The organism is Pseudonocardia sulfidoxydans NBRC 16205, from assembly GCF_007989085.1.
In the GTDB taxonomy this organism is placed as follows: Bacteria; Actinomycetota; Actinomycetes; order Mycobacteriales; family Pseudonocardiaceae; genus Pseudonocardia; species Pseudonocardia sulfidoxydans.
In genome coordinates this window covers 1-15,792 of the sequence record NZ_BJVJ01000107.1, presented here as the reverse complement: position 1 = coordinate 15,792, position 15,792 = coordinate 1, and the positions used below count along the sequence as shown (strand labels likewise).

Genomic DNA, 15,792 nt, shown 5'->3' with positions numbered 1-15,792 from the left:
TTGTTCAGCGCGCTCCTGGGACTCGGCGACCGCTTCTCGACGAGCATGCGGATCGGGCTGCCCTACCGCGTCACGAACACCGTCGTCGAGTTCGAGCCCGACCGGCGGATCGCCTGGTGCCACTTCGCGAAAGCGGTGTGGCGCTACGAGCTCGAGCCCGTCGCAGACGACGCCGGCGGAACCCGGGTCACCGAGACCTTCGACTACCGCGGCTCACCGTGGGCGCGCGGCATGGAGCTGGTGAAGTTCTCGCAGAACAACGCGACGTCGATCCGCGACACCCTGCGCCGCCTGGTCGCCCACTTCGGCTGATTTCCCGTGCGCCGACTCCGTGAACCCGGGACCACCCCGACCGGCCCGGTGTCGAGCTCGGCGGGGTGAGGGAGTCGAGACGACTGGCCCGGGAAGTCCGACGTCGCCGCGCCTAAACTGGTGGCCATGCCCGCCCGCACGCTGCTCACCCCCGGCACCGTCACGCCCACGCGTCCCGTCCCCGCGCACATCCCGCGGCCGGAGTACGTCGGCAAGGACGCGCCCGCCCGGAGCACCGAGCCGTGGGTGCAGAGCGACGAGGTCATCGAGGCCATGCGCGTCGCGGGGAAGATCGCCGCACAGGCCCTCGCCGTCGGCGGCGAGGCCGTCCGCCCCGGCGTCACCACCGACGAGATCGACCGCGTCGTCCACGAGTTCCTCGTCGACCACGACGCCTACCCGTCGACGCTCGGCTACCGGCGCTTCCCCAAGTCGTGCTGCACCAGCCTCAACGAGGTCATCTGCCACGGCATCCCCGACTCGACCGTCGTCCAGGACGGCGACATCGTCAACATCGACGTCACCGGCTACATCGGCGGCGTCCACGGCGACACCAACGCCACCTTCCTCGCCGGCGACGTCTCCGAGGAGGACCGGCTCCTCGTCGAGCGCACCCGCGAAGCGACCATGCGCGCCATCAAAGCGGTCCGGCCCGGCCGGGAACTCAACGTCGTCGGCCGCGTCATCGAGTCCTACGCCCGCCGCTTCGGCTACGGCGTGGTCCGCGACTTCACCGGCCACGGCATCGGCCGCTCCTTCCACAGCGGCCTCGTGGTGCTGCACTACGACCAGCCCGACGTCGACACCGTCCTCGAGACCGGCATGACGTTCACCATCGAGCCCATGATCACCCTCGGCACGGTCGACTACGACATCTGGGACGACGACTGGACCGTCGTCACCAAGGACCGGCGACGCACCGCGCAGTTCGAGCACACCGTCCTGGTCACCGCCGACGGAGCCGAAATCCTGACGCTGCCCTGAACCGGCCCCGCTCGCGCGCAGCGCCGCCCGGGGGCCGTCAGCGGCGGGTCGAGCGGGCCGCGCGCCGGTCGACCACCTCGGCGACGACGGCCGAGACCCCGCGCCAGCCGATCAGCAGCACCGCGAGCGCGACGAGGGTGACGAGCGCGAACGTCAACGGCAGCCGGCCGGTGAACACGGCGCGCAGCGCCAGACCCACCACGACCGTGCCCGCGAGCACGGTGCCGCCCGCGACGAAGCCCGCCGGCCGGGACCGCACCCACGGCGTCGCCCACGCCACGCCGAGCCCGATGACGAACGGCGCCGCCGTCGCCAGCACCCCGCCGACCCCGGCAGCCTCCTCGTGGCTCGCGCGGCCGATCGCCGCGAACACGAGGACCGCGACGACGTCGGCGGCGAGGGCCAGGGCGGCGACGCGGGGCGTCCGGAGGGCGGGCACGGCCTTCAGGGTAGGCGGTGTCGCGCACGGCCCACCCGGGCCCGACCGCTCGGCTCACGGAGCAAAGTGACGCAACTCACACGACGTTGTCGTGGGGCCGCCCGCAGCCGAAACGGGTGGTCGGCCCGTCGCCCGAGTTCGGGACACCTCGCCGGCCTGCCGTCCTACATGAGCGGCCCGCGCGGACACGACCTCGACGGCCCCGCCCCGCCCCGCTCACGAACGTGTGACCAGAGCGGCCCGGCCGCGCTCACGACACGCTCGGGGCGGGAACCCGGCCCCGGCCCGCCCCGCCCCGCCCCGCTCCCGAACGTGTCACCAGAGCTATCCCGCAGCGCTCACGACACGCTCGGTGGTGCGCCGGCCGACGAACGTGTCACCAGAGCGCTCCGACCGCGCTCACGACACGTTCGGCAGCGGGAGGCCCGGTTCGCGCGCCACCCCCACCTTCGAACGTGTGATCAGAGCCGCCCCGCAGCGCCCATCACACGCTCGGTGGTGCGTCGGCCGGCGAGCGTGTCGTGAGGGCGGGCGCGGCGCGCTCACGACACGTTCGGTCCGGTGGGGTCGTGGGGACCGCCGAGCTGCAGACGGTCCGACACCCGTGGTCGCGGACGCGGCGGCAACTGCCCGGCCCTCGGCTCCGGACTCGGGCCCCGGGCGGCGCAGGGCCGGTCCCCGACCGCGGCGGCGATCCGGCGCAGGGCCCGGACCTCCGTGGCGCCAGACCCTGGCCCCACGGTTACCCGGTCGCCGACACCCGGGGGGCGATCCGGCGCGCCGCTACCCCTGCGACGCACCGGGTCCCCGGCCGCCACCTGTCGGACACGGTCGTGTTCGCGGTTGCGGGGTGGGTCAGCCGAGGGCGGCCAGGAACCGTTGCGCCACACCGACTGCCGGGCCGGACGACCCGCCGTCGACGACGAGCACCGCGAACGCGACGTCGCCCCGGTAGCCGACGAACCAGCCGTGGGACCGGTTGGCGCCGTTGACGCTGTACTCGGCCGTGCCGGTCTTGCCGAACACCTCGCCGCTGCGGGCGAGGGCGGTCGCGGTGCCGCTGGTGACGACGGCACGCATCATCGGCCGCAGCTGGTCGAGCACGGCCTGTGGCGGCGGTGCGGTGGCCGGTGTGGTGGCGTCGGTGGCGCGACCGCGGATGAGCTGTGGCACGACGGGCGCGCCTCTCGCGACGGTGGCCGCGACCAGGGCCATCCCGAACGGGGTGGCGACGACGTCGCCTTGGCCGAACCCGTCCTCGGCGCGCTGGACGCGGTCGGGCGCGGGCGGGACGGACCCGGTGACGGTGGTGAGCCCGGGGATCGCGAAGTCGGCGCCGAAGCCGAGCGACAGCCCGGCGGCGGGCAGTGCGTCGGCCGTCATCTGGGCGGCGAGCTGGGAGAACGTGGTGTTGCAGGAGCGCGCGAACGCCTGGGTGAGCGGCACGGTGCCGAGCTCGAAGCGGTCCTCGTTGGGCACGAGCCGGCCGTCGATGGTGGTGGTGCCCGGGCAGGGTTGCGGGGAGTCCGCGGTCACGCCGAGTGTCTCGAGCGCCGCCGTGGCGGTGACGATCTTGAACGTCGACCCGGGCGGGTAGCGGCCGGTGAGCGCGATGGCCCCGGCGGCGTCGGCCTGGGTGTTCTGGGCGACGGCCAGGATGTCGCCTGTGGACGGGGACAGTGCGACGAGCGCGACCTGCTGCGGGAGCGACTCGACGGCGTCCTCGGCCGCGTTCTGCACGGTGTGGTCGATCGACAGCGTGACGGTGGTGCCGGGCGTCGGGGGCTGTTCCTGCAGCGTCGCGATCGTCGCCCCGCCGCCGAGAATCTGCACCGACCAGCCGGGGATGCCGGTGACCTGCGGCGTCACCTCGGTGCGGACGGGGGTGAGGACCTGGCTGCCGAAGCCCGCGGACTGGGCGAGCAGCCGGGTCTGGGTAGCGAACCGGACGCCGGGAAGGTCGTGGATGGCGTCCTTGACGGTGCGGTAGTCGGTGTCGCGCAGCACGGCCACCGAGTAGCCCTGCCCTTGCGGGACGGCGCCGGCGCCGTCGGCGATCGACTGGGCGGTGATCCCGGGGACGAGCGGGGCGAGCGCGCGGGCGAGCGTCCCGGTGACGGCGCCGAGATCGCCCGCGGCCGTGCGGTCGAGCAGGATGTTCACGACGGGCGTCGGCGCGAGCAGCGGGGTACCGCCGCGGTCGACCACCGGGGCCGGGTCGGGTGTGTCGGCGACCAGCGACAACCGCTGCCCGGCCGCGAGCTTCGGGTGGATCGCCGCGGGCGTCCAGTGCACCAGCCAACCGGAGTCGGCCTGCTCTGATCGGCGGACGCCGATCTCACCGAGATACGCGAAGCGGCGGTCCTGTCCCAGGTCCCAGGCGACGTCGACCGAGGCGGTGGCGTCGTCGCCCGCCGTGCGGACCTGGCCGAGGGTGGCGGTGAGCCCGGCCGGGGCGAGGGCCTTGCGCGTGTCGGCCAGCGCTGCCTGGGCGGCGGCGGGGTCGTCGGTGAGGCGGGCGGCGGCCGCGTCGTCGCCACGGGTCCACGCGTCGAGGTAGGCCTGGACGGCCTTCTCCTCGCCGCTGGGGCCGAAGACCGCGCAGCCGGCGCCGACGAGGGCGATCACGAGCAGCCCCGCGAGCAGCCCGAGCCGCAACGGGCTCAGGGCGCGACGACGGGGAGCGGTCACGGAGGCGAGTATGCCCGCGCGCCCCGACAATCCCGGCGCACCCAGGACCCCACGTTCGAGGGACGGATCAGAATCAGAACAGCACCGTCGCGAAGCTCGCGACCTGTGTGAAACCGATCTTGCCGTAGACGGACCGGGCGACGTGGTTGAAGCCGTTCACGTACAGGCTGGAGACGCGGCCCAGCGCGGCGAGCCGGTCGGCGACCGCGGCGGTGCCGATGGTGCCGTAGCCCAGCCCCCGCTTGGACGGGTGCACCCACACGCCCTGGATCTGGCCGACCTGCGACGACAGCGCCCCGATCTCGGCCTTGAACACGACCTGACCGTCTTCGAAGCGGGCGAACGCGCGACCCGCGGAGACGAGCTCGGCGACGCGGGCCCGGTAGCCGGCACCGCCGTCGCCCGCGCGCGGGTCGACGCCGACCTCCTCGGTGAACATCGCGACGGCGGCCGGGAGGTAGACGTCGATCTCCTCGGGCCGCACGGGCCGCACCAGCGGGTCGGGGGTGATCGTGGGCGGCCCGGCGAGCACCATCAGCGGCTGGTCGGGCCGCAGCTCCCGGGCGGGTGCCCAGGCCGGGGCCAGCTCGTCCCACAGGGGGAGGACGAGCTCGGCCCGCCCGACCAACGACGAACAGCCACGCCCGTGCCGGCGCGCGCGGTCGGCGAAGCTGCGCAGCGCGGACCGTTCCCCGCGCAGCGGGACCAGGTTGGCCCCGGAGAAGCAGAGGCCGTCGAGGCGGGGGCCGACCGACCACAGCTCGCCACCGAGGCGCCACGGATCCAGACCGGCGACCTCGACGCGGGCGGCGACCATGCAGGCCGCCACGGGATCGGCCTCCAGGGCGGCCCGGACCCCGGCACGGTCACGGTCGTCGAGCAGTCGAGCACCCGCGACTCTGAGCACCCTCCTACGGTGCCACAACTGAGCGCCGGTGCCCATGTGAGGCCCGGTTTCGGCTCGGTCTCGGATCACGCGGTGCGGCCCCCGGTCGCCTGACGGCGCAGTCAGCCGACGACGACCTCGGGCGCACCGTCGCCGGCCATCGTCTCGGCGATCTTCATCGCCTCCTCGATCAGGGTCTCGACGATGGCGTGCTCCGGGACGGTCTTGATGACCTCGCCCTTGACGAAGATCTGGCCCTTGCCGTTGCCGGAGGCGACCCCCAGGTCCGCCTCCCGGGCCTCACCCGGGCCGTTGACGACGCAGCCCATGACGGCCACGCGCAGCGGCACCTCCATGCCGGTGAGACCGGCGGTGACCTGCTCGGCGAGGGTGTAGACGTCGACCTGGGCGCGCCCGCACGACGGGCACGACACGATCTCCAGGCGCCGCGGCTTGAGGTTCAGCGACTCCAGGATCTGGCGGCCGACCTTCACCTCGTTGACCGGTGGGGACGACAGCGAGACGCGGATGGTGTCGCCGATGCCCTGCGAGAGCAGCGCACCGAACGCGACCGCGGACTTGATGGTGCCCTGGAACTCCGGGCCGGCCTCGGTCACACCCAGGTGCAGCGGGTAGTCGCACTGCGCGGCGAGCTGCTCGTAGGCGCGCACCATGACGACGGGGTCGTTGTGCTTCACCGAGATCTTGACGTCGTGGAAGTCGTGCTCGGCGAACAGGCTCGCCTCCCACAGCGCCGACTCGACGAGCGCCTCGGGGGTGGCCCTGCCGTACTTCTGCAGCAGCCGCTTGTCGAGCGAGCCGGCGTTGACGCCGATGCGGATCGGGATCCCGTGGTCGCGCGCGGCGGCCGCGATCTCCTTCACCTGGTCGTCGAACTTGCGGATGTTGCCCGGGTTCACGCGGACCGCGGCGCAGCCCGCCTCGATCGCGGCGAAGACGTACTTGGGTTGGAAGTGGATGTCGGCGATCACCGGGATCTGCGACTTCTGCGCGATCGCGGGGAGCGCGTCGGCATCGTCCTGGCTGGGGCACGCGACGCGCACGATGTCGCAGCCCGCCGCGGTGAGCTCGGCGATCTGCTGCAGGGTGGCGTTGACGTCCGCGGTCAGGGTGGTGGTCATCGACTGCACGGAGATCGGGTGGTCGCTGCCGACGCCGACGCTCCCGACCTGCAGCTGCCGGGTCTTCCGGCGAGGTGCGAGGGTCGGGGCGGGTGCGGCGGGCATGCCCAGGGAGACGCTCACGACCCCCAGTATCCTCCGCCGCGCCCCGCCGCGCCGCGGGCGTGGCCGGAGCCACGCCGATCGGGTCCTGAGCTGCGGTGGGCGGGGTAGCACCCTCCTCAGGTGCGGCCCTTGTTCTCCTGCGCGTCCTGCAGTGTCGAGGAGTGCGGCAGCCACGTCGCCAGCTCGACCGGCCAGCCGTCGTCGGCCAGCACCCGCACGACCGACGGGTCGTCGTCGATGATCGAGGCGATGGTCCGGGTGCGGGCCAGTTCGCGCAGCACCTCGCGCTTGACCCAGCGGGCGGGCCGGTAGTCGTCGTCCTCGCGCATGTAGAGGGGTTCAGTCGGCAGTCCGTGCCGGGCGAGCCAGCGTTCGGTGAGCCGCCGGTTCCGCTCGGGGCGGCCCGTCAGGTAGACGACGTCGTGGTCGGCCAGCGCGGCCCGCAGGCGCCGCGCGCCCTCCTCGAGCAGCGGGTCGCGGTCGGCCGCGGTGAAGAACCGTTCCCAGCGGTTGACGTCGAGATGGTGGAGCCGGTGGGTGACGTCGGCGAGCACGCCGTCGATGTCGAACACGGCGACCGGCCGGTCCGGGATGTCCGCAGCGGCCACTACTGGAAGGGCCGGATCGGGTTGACGATGTCGGCGGTCAGCGTGAGCAGGCTGACGGCGCCGCCGATCAGGATGACGACGTAGGTCAGGGGCAGCAGCTTCGTGTAGTCGACAGGCGGCATCGCCACCTTGCCCAGGCGCGCCCGGATCCAGTCGCGGACCCGTTCGTAGAGGTTCACCGCGATGTGCCCGCCGTCGAGCGGCAGCAGTGGCAGCAGGTTGAACACGCCGACGAACAGGTTCAGCACGACCAGCAGCTGGACGAACACCTGCCACAGCCCGCGCTCGGCGAGGTCGCCGCCGATGACGCTGGCCCCGACGACGCTGACCGGTGTCTCCAGGTCGCGCTCGCCGCCGGAGATGGCGTCGATCAGGCGCGGCACCTTCTCCGGGAACATCATCAGGCCCTGCCAGACCTGCGCGAACATCTGCCCGGTGTAGGCGAACGTCGCGGGCACGGCCGTCAGCGGGTTGTAGTCGAAGATCAGCTTCTGCGAGACGCCGATGGCGCCGACCTCGCGGGGCGCCCCCGTCTGCGGGTCGAGCCGCTGGACCTTCGCGACGTCCATCGTCAGCGTCAGGCGCTCGCCGCCCCGCTCGACGACGATCGGCGTCGGCCCGTCGGCCGCCTGGATCAGTTTGACCGCGTCGGTCCAGGTCGGGGTGGCCGTCCCGGCGACGGAGACGATCGTGTCGCCCGGGCGCAGGCCCGCGTCGGCGGCCGGGGCGGCCACGCCGGGACCGCACGGCTCGAGCGCCGACGGCGAGGTCTGGTTGGCGGCGCAGCTGATCTGCCCGGCCGTCGCGGTGTCGGCCACGTTGGGCAGGCCCGACGTCAGCGCCAGCACGTAGATGAGGACGATCCCGATCAGGAAGTGCGTCGCCGACCCGGCCGACAGCACCACGACGCGCTGCCACGTCGGTTTGCGGAAGAACGCGCGCGGGCGCTCCTCCTCGGTGACCTCGTCGAGCGCGGTCATGCCGGCGATGTCGCAGAACCCGCCCGCGGGGATCCATTTCATGCCGTACTCGGTCTCGCCGCGGCGGAACGAGAAGATCTTCGGGCCGAAACCGATGTAGTAACGACGGACGCGCATGCCGAAGGCCTTGGCGGTGACCAGGTGCCCGGCCTCGTGCAGCGCGATCGAGATCGCGATGCCGAGGGCGAACAGCACGACGCCGAACGCGAATGCCACTTGTCAGTGCCTCTCCGAGCTCATGGGCCCTTCTCAGCCGATCGACGCGGCGAGCTCGCGGGCCCGGGCACGCGCCCAGCCCTCCGCTGCCAGCACGTCCTCCACGGTAGCGGGGTCGCCCGACCAGCCGTCGGCCGCCGCCAGCGCACGCTCGACGACCTCGGTGACGCCCAGGTACGACAGCCCACCCGCGACGAACGCGGCGACGGCCTCCTCGTTGGCGGCGTTGAACACCGCGGGCAGGCAGCCGCCCGTCGTCCCGGCGGCGCGGGCGAGCCGGACCCCCGGGAACGCGTCGTCGTCGAGCGGTTCGAACGTCCACGACTGTGCGACGTCCCACGTGCACGCCGCCGCCGCGCCCGGCACCCGGGCCGGCCAGGCCAGGGCCAGCGCGATCGGCAGCCGCATGTCGGGCGGGCCGGCCTGGGCGATCGTGGAGCCGTCGACGAACGTCACCATCGAGTGCACGATCGACTGCGGGTGCACCGCGACGTCGATGCGGTCGTAGGGCACGTCGAACAGCAGGTGCGCCTCGATCAGCTCGAGACCCTTGTTGACCAGCGTCGCCGAGTTGATGGTGACGACAGGGCCCATGTCCCACGTCGGGTGCTCGAGGGCCTCGTCGAGGGTGACGTGGGCGAGGTCGGCGCGGCTGCGGCCGCGGAACGGCCCGCCCGACGCCGTGAGCACCAGCCGCGCCACCTCGTCGGGGATGCCGCCGCGCAGGCACTGGGCCAGTGCCGAGTGCTCGGAGTCGACCGGCACGATCTGTCCGGGCTTCGCCGCGTTCGTGACCAGCGACCCGCCCGCGACCAGCGACTCCTTGTTCGCCAGCGCGAGGGTCTCCCCCGCTGCCAGCGCCGCCAGGGTCGGGCCGAGCCCGCGTGAGCCGGTGATGCCGTTGAGGACGACGTCGGCCGGTGTCGTCGCCGTCAGCTCGGTCGCGGCGTCCGGGCCGTCGAGGACGTCGACCCCCGGCAGCTCGGTGCGCAGCGCGGCCGCCGCGACACGGTCGGCCACGGCGACCCTCGCGACGCGGTGCGCACGCGCCTGTGCGGCCAGCAGCCCGACGTCGCGCCCGCCCGCTGCGAGCCCGGCGACGGTGAAGCGCCCCGCCGCGTGGTCGACGACGTCGAGGGCCTGGGTGCCGATCGACCCCGTCGATCCCAGCACCAGGACCGACCGGGGTGCGGCAGTGACCTCGTCGCCCGGGTGCTGTGACATCGGTTCGCTCGCACGCTCGCTCACAACGCCACATCATCCTCGGCCGCGCCCCTGTGCGAGGATGTGGCCCGGCAGGCATCCGGGTTCAGGAGGACGGCGTGGCAGGTAGTGAGCTGGCGAAGCGACCCGGTTCCGAGGTCGACCCGCTCGACGAGCCGTCGGCGGAGTGGGGCTGGCACGGGGGGTTCCCCAACGGCACGGTCATCGCAGGCATCGCCACCGCGATCATCCTGCCGCTGCTGCTGATCGGCCACCACGCCAGCTGGACCGAGATCCTCTGGATGGTCATCCCGGCGCTGTTCGTCCTCGGCGGGGTCGTCGGCGGCCTGATCAAGCGCCGCAACGCCTGGCGCCGCTGAGCGAGGCGGATCCGCCATGGCCGAGCGGTCGAGCCCGGCCGTCGAGCTCGAGGTCGGCGACCGGACGGTCCGCATCTCCAACCCCGACCGGGTCTACTTCCCGGCACGCGGGGAGACCAAGCTCGACCTGGCGAGGTACTACATCGCGGTCGGCGACGGCATCGTCCGCGCCCTGCGCGACCGCCCCTGCATGCTCCACCGCTTCCCGACGGGCGTGACCGGCGAGAAGGTCCACCAGAAGCGGCTCCCCCGTGGCGCGCCCGACTGGGTGCCCACGGTGCGGGTGCACTTCCCCCGCTACAACCGCCACGCCGACGAGCTGTGTGTCGCCGACGTCGCCGACGTCGTGTGGGCCACCCAGATGTCGACGGTCGAGTTCCACCCCTGGAACTCCCGCGCGGGGGACACCGAGAAGCCCGACGAGTGGCGTATCGACCTCGACCCGATGCCCGACGCCCGCTTCGACGACGTCCGCCGGGTCGCCGCCGTCGCCCAGGAGGTCCTCGACGAGCTCGGCGCCACCGGCTGGCCCAAGACCTCCGGCGGCTCGGGCATGCACGTCTACGTGCGGATCGAGCCGCGCTGGGGGTTCTCCGACGTGCGCCGCGCCGCCCACGCCTTCGCCCGCGAGGTCGGCCGCCGGTCCGGGGACCTCGTCGATCTGACGTGGTGGCGCAAGGACCGGGACCCGGCGTCGATCTTCGTCGACTACAACCAGAACGCCCGCGACCACACCATCCGTAGCGCCTACTCGGTGCGCGGGGTGCCCGAGGCCGTGGTGTCGACGCCGATCGGGTGGGACGAGGTCGCCGACGTCGATCCGCGGGACTTCACGATCGCCACGGTGCCCGCCCGCTTCGCCGAGCTGGGTGACCTGCACGCCGGTATCGACGACGCCGTCTTCGTCCTCGACGAGCTCCTCGAATGGGCCGACCGCGACGCCCGCGACACCCCCGACACCGAGCCCCCGGACCTCGACGACCTGTGAGTGGCGATAGTCGCCAGAGCGACTATCGCCACTCACGAGGGCCTGGCGGCCCTGTCGGCCAGCCGGGCCACCCCGGGACCGGTCAGCCTCGGCACGACAGTCTCGGTCCGGCCGGTGACCAGCAGCAACAGGGCACCGGCCGAGCCGCGCACCTGCGCGCCCTCGCCCGCGACCCACTCCGCGTTGGTGGCCACGAGCCGCAGCCCGCGCAGCCGCCGCCGCGCCCAGAACGGCCAGCCCATCCGCCACACCCGGTCCAGCCCGGCGAGGGTCCCGTCGAGCGGCATCGCCACGTCGTGTCCCAATGGGATCGCCACGTCCTGGACGTGCACGATCGTGTCGAAGAGCAGGTTGCGCCAGGTGGTGATCGCGGGGCGGCTGCGGTTGTCGGCGTCGGCCCGCAGGCCGGCGACGAGCTCGGTGCTCGGCCGCGCCGCCCAGCGGATGGCCATGTCGTGGTTGAGGCCGTCGAAGTCCCCGCGGGCACGCAGCCCCTCGTAGAGGATCCGGCCCAGGCCCGGGGAGTGCGGGGTGAGCGCGAGGTGCGCGGCGACGTCGCGCACTCGCCACCGCGCGCACAGCGAGGGCGCCTCCCACTCCTGCGGGGTCAGGTCGTCGAGGACGTCGGCGAGTGCGCGACGCTGCTGCGCGATCACGACCCAGGCCTGGTCCTGCTCCATCGCACACCTCCGACTCGTCAGAGAGTCTGACCATTAAGTCAGAGTCTCGTACTATCGTCAACTGGGTGCCGGACGACGCGCTGAACCTGGGCCTGCTGCTGTTCATCCCCTACCGCGCGATAGAGGACCGCGTGTTCGACGAGCTCGCCGCGGCCGGGTTCGACGACATCAGCCGCGCCCAGGGCCGCGTCTTCCAGCGGATCGGCCCGAACGGCAGCCGCCTCACCGAGCTGGCCCGCCAGAGCGGCGTCACCAAACAGACCGCGGGGTTCCTCGTCGACCAACTGGAGGCCGCCGGCTACGTCACCCGCGTCCCCGACCCGTCCGACGGCCGGGCCCGGCTCGTCGTGATCGCCCCGCGCGGAGCCGCCGCCGTCGCCCGCTCGGTCGGGGTCGTCGCCGACGTCGAACGGGAATGGACCGCGCACCTGGGCGCCGAACGCGCCGAGTCCCTGCGCGAGCTGCTCACCGACCTGCGCGCGGCCACCGACCACTACGCCTGAGCCGCCCCTCCATGCCATAGCCCCCCATGCCCGAGCCCCCCATGGCCGAGCCCCCCATGCCCGAGCCGTCCCTCTACGCCAGAGCGGCCTCGCGCAGCCGCGCGAACTCCTCCGCCATCGCCGCGCGGGACCAGTGCGCGTTGAGACCGCTGGGGTTGGGCAGGACCCAGATCCCGGTGTCCCCCACCGTCTCCTGCTGCGGGCCGACCGCGGCCTTCGGCGACGCGAACGCGATCCGGTACGCCGTCACCCCGACGACGGCCAGCCACCGCGGCCCCTCCTGCGCCACGAGGGATCGCAGTCGCTCGCCGCCGGCGCGCAGCTCGTCGTCGGAGAGCTCGTCGGCGCGGGCGGTCGTGCGCGCCACCATGTTCGTGATCCCCAGCCCGAGGCCGCGCAGCTCGCCCTGCTCGGCGGGCAGCAGCAGCCGCGGGGTGAAGCCGGCGTCGTAGAGCACCGGCCAGAAGCGGTTGCCGGGCCGCGCGAAGTGGTGACCCGTCGCCGCCGACAGCAACCCGGGGTTGATGCCGCAGAACAGCACCCGCAACGCCGGCCCGCCGGGGCCGGGGAGGACGTCGTCGATCGTGCGGTCGCGGGCCGCCTCCAGCTCGGCCGCGGTGAACCGTGCCGCCATCGAAGTACCCCTCTCCGCTCGATCCTGTCGGAGTATCCCGGCAGGATGTGGCGCGTGGACCTGCCCGTGATGCCCCCGGTGAAGCCGATGCTGGCCAAGCCCGTCGCCACGATCCCCGACGGCAGGCACTACGAACCCAAGTGGGACGGCTTCCGGTCGATCATCTTCCGCGACGGCGACGAGGTCGAGATCGGCAGCCGCAACGAGCGGCCGATGACCCGGTACTTCCCGGAGGTCGTCGAGGCCGTGAAGGCCAACTTCCCCGAGAAGGCGGTGATCGACGGGGAGATCATCGTCGTCGACAGGGACCGTAACCGGCTCGACTTCGAGGCCCTGCAGCAGCGCATCCATCCCGCCGACTCCCGGGTCAGGCTCCTCGCCGAGCAGACCCCGGCCAGCTTCGTGGCGTTCGACCTGCTGGCTCTCGGCGACGACGACCTGTCCGAGCGCCGTCTCGACGAGCGCCGCACCCTGCTGGAGCAGGCGCTGGCCGATGCGACGCCGCCCATCCACGTCACCCCGGCGACGCAGGACCCGGTGCTGGCCGAGCAGTGGTTCCGCGAGTTCGAGGGCGCGGGTCTCGACGGGCTGATCGCCAAGCCGCTCGACCTCACCTACCAGCCCGACAAGCGCGTCATGGCCAAGATCAAGCACGAGCGCACGTGCGACTGCGTGGTGGCGGGCTACCGGGTCCACAAGTCGGGGCCCGACGCGATCGGGTCGCTGCTGCTGGGCCTGTACGACGAGCGCGGCACGCTGGCGTCGGTCGGCGTGATCGGGGCGTTCCCGATGGCGCGCCGTCGCGAGCTGTTCCAGGAGATGCAGCCGCTCGTCACCGGCTTCGACGGCCACCCGTGGAACTGGGCCGCCCACGAGCAGGGCGAACGCACCCCGCGCAAGAACGAGGGCAGCCGCTGGAACGCGGGCAAGGACCTGTCGTTCGTGCCGCTGCGCCCCGAGCGGGTCGTCGAGGTGCGCTACGACTACATGGAGGGCATCCGGTTCCGCCACACCGCGCAGTTCGTACGCTGGCGCGACGACCGCACCCCCGAGTCGTGCACCTACTCCCAGCTCGAACAGCCGGTCGGCTTCGACCTGGGCGACGTGCTGGGCCTGCCGGACTGAGCTCCTACCTGTGCGCGGCGGCCAGCTGGCCGCAGGCGGCGTCGATCTCCTGGCCGCGGGTGTCGCGCACCGTGCACGCCACCCCGGCTGCCTCGACCCGGCGGACGAACTCGTCCTGCACCGGGCGCGGCGAGGCGTCCCACTCGCTGCCCGGCGTCGGGTTGAGCGGGATCAGGTTCACGTGCACCCGCTTGGTCCCGACGCGCCGGCGCAACAGCGTCCCGAGCAGGTCGGCCCGCCACGGCTGGTCGTTCACGTCGCGGATCAGGGCGTACTCGATCGACACCCGCCGGCCCGTGGCCTGCGCGTACCGGCGGGCGGCGTCGAGCACCTCACCGACCTTCCACCGGTTGTTGACCGGTACGAGGGTGTCGCGCAGCTCGTCGTCCGGGGTGTGCAGCGAGATCGCCAGCGTCACCGGCAGGCCCTCGGCGGCCAGCTTGTCGATCGCCGGGACGAGCCCGACCGTCGACACCGTGACGCCGCGGGGCGAGATGCCCAGGCCCTCGGGAGCAGGGGACGTGATGCGGCGCAACGCCGCCACGACCCGGTTGTAGTTCGCGAGCGGCTCGCCCATCCCCATGAAGACGATGTTCGACAGCCGCATCGGCTCGCCCAGCTTGCCGTCACGCGCCGCGGCCGCGGCCTGCCGGACCTGGTCGACGATCTCGCCCGTCGACAGGTTGCGCTGCAGCCCGCCCTGACCCGTCGCGCAGAACGGGCACGCCATGCCGCAGCCCGCCTGGCTGGAGATGCACACGGTCGCCCGGTCCGGGTAGGCCATCAGCACCGACTCGGCCAGCGCACCGTCGTGCCCGCGCCACAGCATCTTGCGGGTGGCGCCGTCGTCGCACGACTGCTCGGTGACCGGCGTGACCAGCGGCGGCAACAGCGACGCGAGCGTCTCCCGCGCCGCGGCCGGCAGGTCGGTCATCTCGTCGAGGTCCGCGGTGAGCCGGCCGAAGTAGTGCCGGGCCAGCTGGTCGGCGCGGAAGCCGGGCAGGCCGAGCTCGGTCACCGCGGCCTTGCGGTCGGCGGGGTCGAGATCGGCGAGATGACGCGGCGGCTTGCCGCGGCGGGGTGCCTCGAAGACGAGCGGGAGTGAAGTCATGACGACCCGATTGTGCCAGGTCGGACGTCAGAGCCCCCGGGCCGCCGCCTGCGTCGCGATGACGTCCGGCACGCGCGTCTCGAAGTCGTAGAGCCGCGCCCACGTGGGCGTGACCGTCAGCACGGCCATCCGGTCGTAGAGGGCTCGCACGCCCGCCTCGAAGCCCGCCCACGCCTCCGGTGCGACCAGTTTGCGGGCGCCGTCGAGGAAGACGTCCGGGACGCCGTCGACGATCTCGATCGACGCCCTGCCGCGCACCAGGAGCATGTGCGGGGGCTGCTCGTCGGTGTCGACGGTGAGCGCCACCGCCGGGTTCGCCCACAACGCTGCGACCTTCGGCGCCTTCGCGACAGTGGCCATGACCAGCGCCGATCCCGTCCACGCGTAGCCCATCGGCACGACCCGCGGTGTGCCGTCGAGTGCGGTGTAGGCCAGCCGCGCCGGGATCCGTGCACCCATCAGTTCCTGGGCCATCGGCTCGGCCAACGTGGCCCGGACGTCGTCCACGAGCATCGCTCCCCCTCCCCGGCGGGGCCACCGCGCCCCACCCGTCGCAGCTGTGAGACGCGGGCGTCCGGAACTGATCGCAGCCGGCGCGGGGTTTCTCCGGGGCGGTGGGTCGGCTCAGGCGTGCGGGCCCGGCCCGCGGACCGGTTCGGTGATCCGTTCCTGCGGGGCGCGGGTGCGGACGGTGGGGCCGTAGGGGTCGGCTGCGCGCGGGCCCGGCCCGGGGCCGGCGCCGGGAGGTTGCGGCGGCGGCCCGCCGGGAGCCTGGCGGGGCGCAGGCGGACGTCGCGGCGCCGGC

At 73.2% G+C, this 15,792-nt stretch carries 18 protein-coding genes; 6 read left to right on the top strand and 12 right to left on the bottom strand.

Going from position 1 to position 15,792, the window contains the following annotated elements:
• The coding region (locus PSU4_RS28515) for an SRPBCC family protein (protein ID WP_147115292.1) at positions 1 to 312 on the top strand (312 nt) is incomplete at its 5' end.
• A gap of 126 nt (positions 313 to 438) precedes the next feature.
• Entirely contained in the window at positions 439 to 1,296 is an 858-nt protein-coding gene (gene map / locus PSU4_RS28510) for a type I methionyl aminopeptidase (RefSeq protein WP_147115289.1), read from the top strand.
• Between the two features lie 37 nt (positions 1,297 to 1,333).
• On the opposite strand, the gene PSU4_RS28505 is transcribed toward map, so the two are convergent.
• The 7 genes from PSU4_RS28505 to dxr all read right to left on the bottom strand — a co-directional run bounded on the left by PSU4_RS28505 (position 1,334) and on the right by dxr (position 9,587).
• Positions 1,334 to 1,735, bottom strand: a complete 402-nt coding sequence (locus PSU4_RS28505; RefSeq protein WP_222596429.1) for a DUF3054 domain-containing protein — start codon at positions 1,733 to 1,735, stop codon at positions 1,334 to 1,336.
• An 855-nt stretch (positions 1,736 to 2,590) separates the two neighbouring features.
• Complete coding sequence (locus PSU4_RS28500) at positions 2,591 to 4,426, bottom strand: penicillin-binding transpeptidase domain-containing protein (protein ID WP_246115405.1); 1,836 nt, start codon at positions 4,424 to 4,426, stop codon at positions 2,591 to 2,593.
• A 73-nt stretch (positions 4,427 to 4,499) separates the two neighbouring features.
• Positions 4,500 to 5,333, bottom strand: a complete 834-nt coding sequence (locus PSU4_RS28495; protein ID WP_147115286.1) for a GNAT family N-acetyltransferase — start codon at positions 5,331 to 5,333, stop codon at positions 4,500 to 4,502.
• Positions 5,334 to 5,434: 101 nt separating this feature from the next.
• A complete protein-coding gene (gene ispG / locus PSU4_RS28490) occupies positions 5,435 to 6,559 on the bottom strand; it encodes a flavodoxin-dependent (E)-4-hydroxy-3-methylbut-2-enyl-diphosphate synthase (protein WP_147115295.1) in 1,125 nt (374 codons plus the stop codon).
• A 116-nt stretch (positions 6,560 to 6,675) separates the two neighbouring features.
• The gene (locus PSU4_RS28485; RefSeq protein WP_147115283.1) at positions 6,676 to 7,167 is read right to left on the bottom strand and encodes a phosphatase domain-containing protein; all 492 of its coding nucleotides are present in this window, start codon (positions 7,165 to 7,167) and stop codon (positions 6,676 to 6,678) included.
• Positions 7,167 to 8,363: a M50 family metallopeptidase gene (locus PSU4_RS28480; RefSeq protein WP_147115280.1), complete on the bottom strand. Its 1,197-nt coding sequence runs from the start codon at positions 8,361 to 8,363 to the stop codon at positions 7,167 to 7,169. Before PSU4_RS28480 ends, PSU4_RS28485 begins: the two co-directional genes overlap by 1 nt.
• A gap of 33 nt (positions 8,364 to 8,396) precedes the next feature.
• Positions 8,397 to 9,587 (bottom strand): 1-deoxy-D-xylulose-5-phosphate reductoisomerase, encoded by a 1,191-nt coding sequence (dxr, locus tag PSU4_RS28475; RefSeq protein WP_147115277.1) that lies wholly within the window; start codon positions 9,585 to 9,587, stop codon positions 8,397 to 8,399.
• 98 nt (positions 9,588 to 9,685) lie between these two features.
• On the opposite strand from dxr, the gene PSU4_RS28470 reads away from it, so the two are divergent.
• Both PSU4_RS28470 and PSU4_RS28465 read left to right on the top strand, forming a co-directional pair.
• Positions 9,686 to 9,946 carry a DUF2631 domain-containing protein gene (locus PSU4_RS28470; protein ID WP_147115274.1) on the top strand — a complete coding sequence of 87 codons (261 nt, stop codon included), beginning with the start codon at positions 9,686 to 9,688 and terminating at the stop codon, positions 9,944 to 9,946.
• Positions 9,947 to 9,962: 16 nt separating this feature from the next.
• A complete protein-coding gene (locus PSU4_RS28465) occupies positions 9,963 to 10,934 on the top strand; it encodes a DNA polymerase domain-containing protein (RefSeq protein WP_147115271.1) in 972 nt (323 codons plus the stop codon).
• A 32-nt stretch (positions 10,935 to 10,966) separates the two neighbouring features.
• Here the strand turns inward: PSU4_RS28465 and PSU4_RS28460 are convergent, their stop codons facing one another.
• On the bottom strand, positions 10,967 to 11,614 hold the full coding sequence (locus tag PSU4_RS28460; RefSeq protein ID WP_147115268.1) for a maleylpyruvate isomerase family mycothiol-dependent enzyme: 648 nt from the start codon (positions 11,612 to 11,614) through the stop codon (positions 10,967 to 10,969).
• A gap of 65 nt (positions 11,615 to 11,679) precedes the next feature.
• On the opposite strand from PSU4_RS28460, the gene PSU4_RS28455 reads away from it, so the two are divergent.
• Positions 11,680 to 12,117, top strand: a complete 438-nt coding sequence (locus PSU4_RS28455) for a MarR family winged helix-turn-helix transcriptional regulator (RefSeq protein ID WP_147115265.1) — start codon at positions 11,680 to 11,682, stop codon at positions 12,115 to 12,117.
• Positions 12,118 to 12,190: 73 nt separating this feature from the next.
• Here PSU4_RS28455 and mug read toward each other — a convergent pair whose 3' ends face one another.
• Positions 12,191 to 12,751, bottom strand: coding sequence for a G/U mismatch-specific DNA glycosylase (mug, locus tag PSU4_RS28450; RefSeq protein ID WP_147115262.1), 561 nt, complete (start codon positions 12,749 to 12,751; stop codon positions 12,191 to 12,193).
• Positions 12,752 to 12,805: 54 nt separating this feature from the next.
• Here mug and PSU4_RS28445 point away from each other — a divergent pair, with 54 nt between their 5' ends.
• Positions 12,806 to 13,876, top strand: a complete 1,071-nt coding sequence (locus PSU4_RS28445; protein ID WP_147115259.1) for an ATP-dependent DNA ligase — start codon at positions 12,806 to 12,808, stop codon at positions 13,874 to 13,876.
• 4 nt (positions 13,877 to 13,880) lie between these two features.
• On the opposite strand, the gene rlmN is transcribed toward PSU4_RS28445, so the two are convergent.
• The 3 genes from rlmN to PSU4_RS32045 all read right to left on the bottom strand — a co-directional run.
• Positions 13,881 to 14,987 (bottom strand): dual-specificity RNA methyltransferase RlmN, encoded by a 1,107-nt coding sequence (gene rlmN / locus PSU4_RS28440; protein WP_147115256.1) that lies wholly within the window; start codon positions 14,985 to 14,987, stop codon positions 13,881 to 13,883.
• Positions 14,988 to 15,014: 27 nt separating this feature from the next.
• On the bottom strand, positions 15,015 to 15,500 hold the full coding sequence (locus PSU4_RS28435) for a pyridoxamine 5'-phosphate oxidase family protein (RefSeq protein ID WP_147115253.1): 486 nt from the start codon (positions 15,498 to 15,500) through the stop codon (positions 15,015 to 15,017).
• A 111-nt stretch (positions 15,501 to 15,611) separates the two neighbouring features.
• A partial coding sequence (locus PSU4_RS32045) for a hypothetical protein (RefSeq protein WP_222596428.1) occupies positions 15,612 to 15,792 on the bottom strand: 181 nt, incomplete at its 5' end.